Source organism: Priestia sp. YIM B13551, from assembly GCF_042787905.1.
Lineage (GTDB): Bacteria > Bacillota > Bacilli > Bacillales > Bacillaceae_H > Priestia.
Genome location: NZ_JBHZOX010000032.1, coordinates 1 through 4,328 on the forward strand (window position 1 = coordinate 1; position 4,328 = coordinate 4,328).

A 4,328-nucleotide genomic window follows, 5' to 3' on the forward strand; every position below is an offset into this window, starting at 1 on the left:
TATACAGAAGTCTCTGCTAGCTTAAAAGTTTGCATGATTAATATGTCTAAAATTGCGAATGATATCCGATTAATGGCATCTGGCCCTCGTGCAGGATTAGCTGAACTTATTTTACCAGCTCGTCAACCTGGTTCATCCATTATGCCTGGAAAGGTCAATCCTGTCATGCCTGAAATGATTAATCAAGTAGCTTTTCAAGTTATAGGTAATGATCATACAATTTGTCTGGCATCAGAAGCAGGTCAACTTGAACTAAATGTGATGGAGCCTGTTCTTGTGTTTAACTTGCTTCAGTCAATCAGTATTATGAATAACGCATTCCATGTCTTCACAAACCATTGTCTAAGAGGCATTGAAGCAAATGAGGGACGTTTAAAAGAGTATGTAGAAAAAAGTGTAGGGATTATTACAGCCGTAAATCCCCATATCGGATATGAAGTAGCAGCACGAATTGCTAGAGAGGCTATTTTAAATGGAAAGTCGGTACGAGAACTATGTTTGCAATATGACGTGTTGACTGAGGAGGAACTTGAATTAATTTTGAATCCCTATGAAATGACGAACCCAGGTATATCTGGCAGCTCTCTTTTTGACAGAAATTAATTTTTAAAAGCGTACTCCATATTAAGTTTATCGTATAAGCCACCTACTTTGGATATCCCTAGGTGGCTTATTTTCTGTATACACATCAAAAAATACCACCTAAATGCTTTTCTTCATGCCACACTCTCGACATTCACGTAGAAAAATGCCACCTTTTACAGAACTTTTGAAGTAGGATGAATTGCAGTGATCGCATCTTCCACTCACCTTATCCGGGTATTCGACATAGTCATACACTTTATCAAGATCGATTTCTTGCTACTCTTTCTCTTCTATAAAGTAAGAAAGCAGTCCTTGAATAGTTAAAGGACTGCTTTTTTACTTTATTCTATGACTAAGCTAACTCTTTCTTCTTCGTTCTCATGTGAAAAATAATTTTAAATCTGTATAGCAGAAAGGAATTTATAGAAAAACTGTTAGGATTTATTTTCTTTAAATATGATTTTTCTTTTCTCCTGTTTAATCCGTTTTAACCGTAGTTCTATCTTTTTATCTAACGCTCTATACAGTATTTCGCTAGTTGCGCATATTAAAAATAAGATTAGAGTAATAATTGCAGCCTGTGGTACATGAAAATAGAAACAAAGTACGACTACAAGTAGGGACATAACGTAAATGGAGTTGGTTACCCATCTTCTACTTCTATGAGCTTCTAGGTTTCTCTCAAGTAATTCTTTTTGCCCTTCTTCTTTTTTTGTATCTTTTAAATGATGGTATGTAGAATTCATCGCTTTTTCTCCCCCATGAAAACTAATTGTAAATTATCTCTGTATTAAATATCCTATATGTTTCAATTAAGGAAAAATATGAGGTTTTTCCTTTTTCATATTATATACGAACGAATGTTCTTTTTCAATAAAAACTCTAAAGTTTTCCCGATTATTGGCTATTGCCTCTACTTCATCTTTCTACATTTTATAATTCAAGGGTCATTTACATAGTCATCCGTATCAAGTTTTAAATAGAAACCCACTGGGTACATGATATACACAATAAGGATGGAATAAAATGTGAAAAGAAGTTTTCGTTTAATTAAAATTTAAGGAGATGAAAAAATGAGAACGAGAAAACGAGTTGCAGGGACTTTTCATTCGAAGCAAGAAGCGATCCATGCAATTAAGGGGTTAAAACGTCAAGGATATCGTGAAACAGATATATTGGTAGTAGCAAAGGATAGAAGTAAAACACTACAGTTAGGAGCCGAAACACATGTAATGATAGAAGCTGGAACGCCAGCTGTAAGTTCATTGGCAGGCGTGATGGTCGATAGCTTTCTTACCATGATGACAGGTGGAATGGCTACTACACAACCTGATGGTCTAACTTCAAAACTTGTTAGAATGGGTATTCAAAGTTTTACTGCAAAACAGTGTGAAAGGGATGTAAAGGAAGGGAAAATCCTTGTCCTAATTGATGTGGATGAATCTCAAACAATTCCTTCATATACTACGGTTAGGGAGTCGCCATACGAGACAGAGGGGCATAGGTCAGTGCAACTTCGTGAAGAGCAACTCGAGGTAAGGAAAGAACGTGTTCAAACTGGGGAAGTACAACTTCGTAAGGAAATTGTAGAAGAACTACGAACTATCCAGGTTCCGGTTATGCGTGAGGAAGTCTACGTAGAACGTCGACCGATTATAGACGGTGAGTATGATGGTAGCCCATTGACAGAGAACGAGATCATTCGTATTCCTATTATGGAGGAGCAAATTGAAGTAACTAAGAGAGCTGTGGTTGTGGAAGAAGTGATCATTGGTAAGCGTAAAATTCAAGAGATTAAAGAGATGAAGGATACTGTCCGAAAGGAAAAAGCACAAATTGAACAGTCAGAGCTTCCTGTGGTTCATGAACTTGCTGACTCTGAAATCTATCAGAACATGGATAATCACGTAGATCAAAGTTATCAAGAAGTTGCTGCTGCAATTGCCTCTGATGCTCCAAAAGAGGAAAAAGTTAAACTTTCACCCAACAAGAAACAAGAAGCTCAACTTAAAGTGACAACTTCTCCTGTTATTAAAGAGATTGAAAAGGTTACAGCCTCAGTAAACAATCAGAAACCAGAAAGTCAAATTAAAGACACGGATATTACGACTTCTGAAAAAGGGAAAAACAATGAGAAATCAACAAACAAGCAAAAGAAATAAGTATATCTCCTCTATAGTTTATAATAGAGGGAATAATTGAGAAGATTTAAGGAAGGGCTGCCTAGCTGTATTGGCAGCTTTTTTTATTTCCCTTTAAATTAACATAAGTAATGTTCCTAAAATCAAAAAAGAACCAAAATAACTCATTAAAATGAGCATAACCAGGCAATAAAATAAAAGAAATGACTTTCATTACTGGGGGTCATTTCTTTTATTCCTAAAAGTCTTGGAGATTATATCAAATTCCAACAGGTATTCTCACTAAATTCTAGAAATATTACTTATCAAAATAACGTATAAATATTTCCAATTATGATAAAAGAAGGTGATTAAATGGAACGAAAGAAATTTATTGAACACATTGATAAGTTAATAGAACAATCTGATGCGTGGAGAAAGGATGCGGAGAAAAGAGAAGACTGGAACAGTGCATGTTTTTACCAAGGCGAGGTCAAAGCTTATGAGAGAGTAAAGAGATTGGTTAATCAACAGTTACATGCATAAATAAAAATTACAACCCTAACTCAGAAATGAGTAGGGTTGTAATTTTTATTTTTCTAGTTTCCATAAGTTTGATTATAGGAAGTAGACTTTTCAATCTATTACTTTGCTAAAAACGTTCGTAAAACTACATGTATTTTAAAGAACGTTCGTAAATTATTTTTAAATTTAAACGAACGTCGAGAATGATAAATTTTTTATACAAACTCAAAGTCCGTAAAAGTATACTTTTACGAACACCTAATTCGGTTCTGTTTTAAAACGTTAAAGGAATAAAGTTAAGGATTTTCTTTGAATTATTGAAATTATTTTAACCCAAGTAAAAATAAAAAAGTAAATTATTCTCTTTTATAGATTAATTTACTTTTCGTAATATAAATATAGATTTCATTAATCTTAAAAAAAACTCTATATTTGTTTGTACTCAAAATAAAGAAGCCTTTTGAAAAAGGCCTCTTTTGCTTCGTAGGTGTTTATTTAACTTCTGTCAAAAAGAGAGTTACCGGCGATTCCTGGGTTTGTCATTTCATATGGATTTAAAATTAATTCAAGTTCCTCCTCAGTTAATACATCGTATTGTAAACATAACTCTCGTACGGATTTTCCATTTAAGATAGCCTCTCTAGCAATACGTGCTGCTACTTCATATCCGATATGTGGATTTACAGCTGTAATAATCCCTACACTTTTTTCTACGTACTCTTTTAAACGTTCCTCATTTGCTTCAATGCCTTTTAGGCAATGTTCTGTAAAAACATGAAATGCATTATTCATAATGCTAATTGACTGAAGTAAGTTAAACACAAGAACAGGCTCCATTACATTTAGTTCAAGCTGTCCTGCTTCAGAAGCTAAACAGATTGTATGATCGTTACCGATTACTTGAAAAGCCACTTGATTAATCATTTCAGGCATGACAGGATTCACCTTTCCAGGCATAATAGATGAACCAGGTTGACGAGCTGGTAATATAAGTTCAGCTAGTCCCGCACGAGGACCAGAAGCCATTAATCGGATATCATTCGCAATTTTAGACATATTAATCATGCAAACTTTTAAGCTAGCAGAGACTTCTGTATA

The 4,328-nt window shown here is 34.4% G+C and carries 6 protein-coding genes; 3 read left to right on the plus strand and 3 right to left on the minus strand.

Annotation, left to right across the window (positions count from 1 at the left end):
• A partial coding sequence (locus ACFX4N_RS30965; RefSeq protein ID WP_377263820.1) for a lyase family protein occupies window positions 1-603 on the plus strand: 603 nt, incomplete at its 5' end.
• A gap of 99 nt (window positions 604-702) precedes the next feature.
• Here the strand turns inward: ACFX4N_RS30965 and ACFX4N_RS31135 are convergent.
• The gene (locus ACFX4N_RS31135) at window positions 703-855 is read right to left on the minus strand and encodes a DUF8096 family protein (protein WP_098240108.1); all 153 of its coding nucleotides are present in this window, start codon (window positions 853-855) and stop codon (window positions 703-705) included.
• Window positions 856-1,019: 164 nt separating this feature from the next.
• Window positions 1,020-1,331 (minus strand): hypothetical protein, encoded by a 312-nt coding sequence (locus ACFX4N_RS30970; protein WP_053488495.1) that lies wholly within the window; start codon window positions 1,329-1,331, stop codon window positions 1,020-1,022.
• A gap of 327 nt (window positions 1,332-1,658) precedes the next feature.
• Between ACFX4N_RS30970 and ACFX4N_RS30975 the strand changes: the two genes are divergently transcribed.
• Together ACFX4N_RS30975 and ACFX4N_RS30980 are read left to right on the plus strand one after the other, a co-directional pair.
• On the plus strand, window positions 1,659-2,747 hold the full coding sequence (locus ACFX4N_RS30975) for a YsnF/AvaK domain-containing protein (RefSeq protein WP_377263822.1): 1,089 nt from the start codon (window positions 1,659-1,661) through the stop codon (window positions 2,745-2,747).
• Window positions 2,748-3,080: 333 nt separating this feature from the next.
• Window positions 3,081-3,251, plus strand: a complete 171-nt coding sequence (locus ACFX4N_RS30980) for a hypothetical protein (protein ID WP_164798540.1) — start codon at window positions 3,081-3,083, stop codon at window positions 3,249-3,251.
• Window positions 3,252-3,725: 474 nt separating this feature from the next.
• Here the strand turns inward: ACFX4N_RS30980 and ACFX4N_RS30985 are convergent.
• A partial coding sequence (locus tag ACFX4N_RS30985; RefSeq protein ID WP_377263824.1) for a lyase family protein occupies window positions 3,726-4,328 on the minus strand: 603 nt, incomplete at its 5' end.

Coding starts and splice junctions, on each gene's coding strand:
- ACFX4N_RS30970 (WP_053488495.1), bottom strand. CDS start 1,331: ATGAATTCTACATACCATCATTTAAAAGATACAAAAAAAGAAGAAGGG.
- ACFX4N_RS30975 (WP_377263822.1), top strand. CDS start 1,659: ATGAGAACGAGAAAACGAGTTGCAGGGACTTTTCATTCGAAGCAAGAA.
- ACFX4N_RS30980 (WP_164798540.1), top strand. CDS start 3,081: ATGGAACGAAAGAAATTTATTGAACACATTGATAAGTTAATAGAACAA.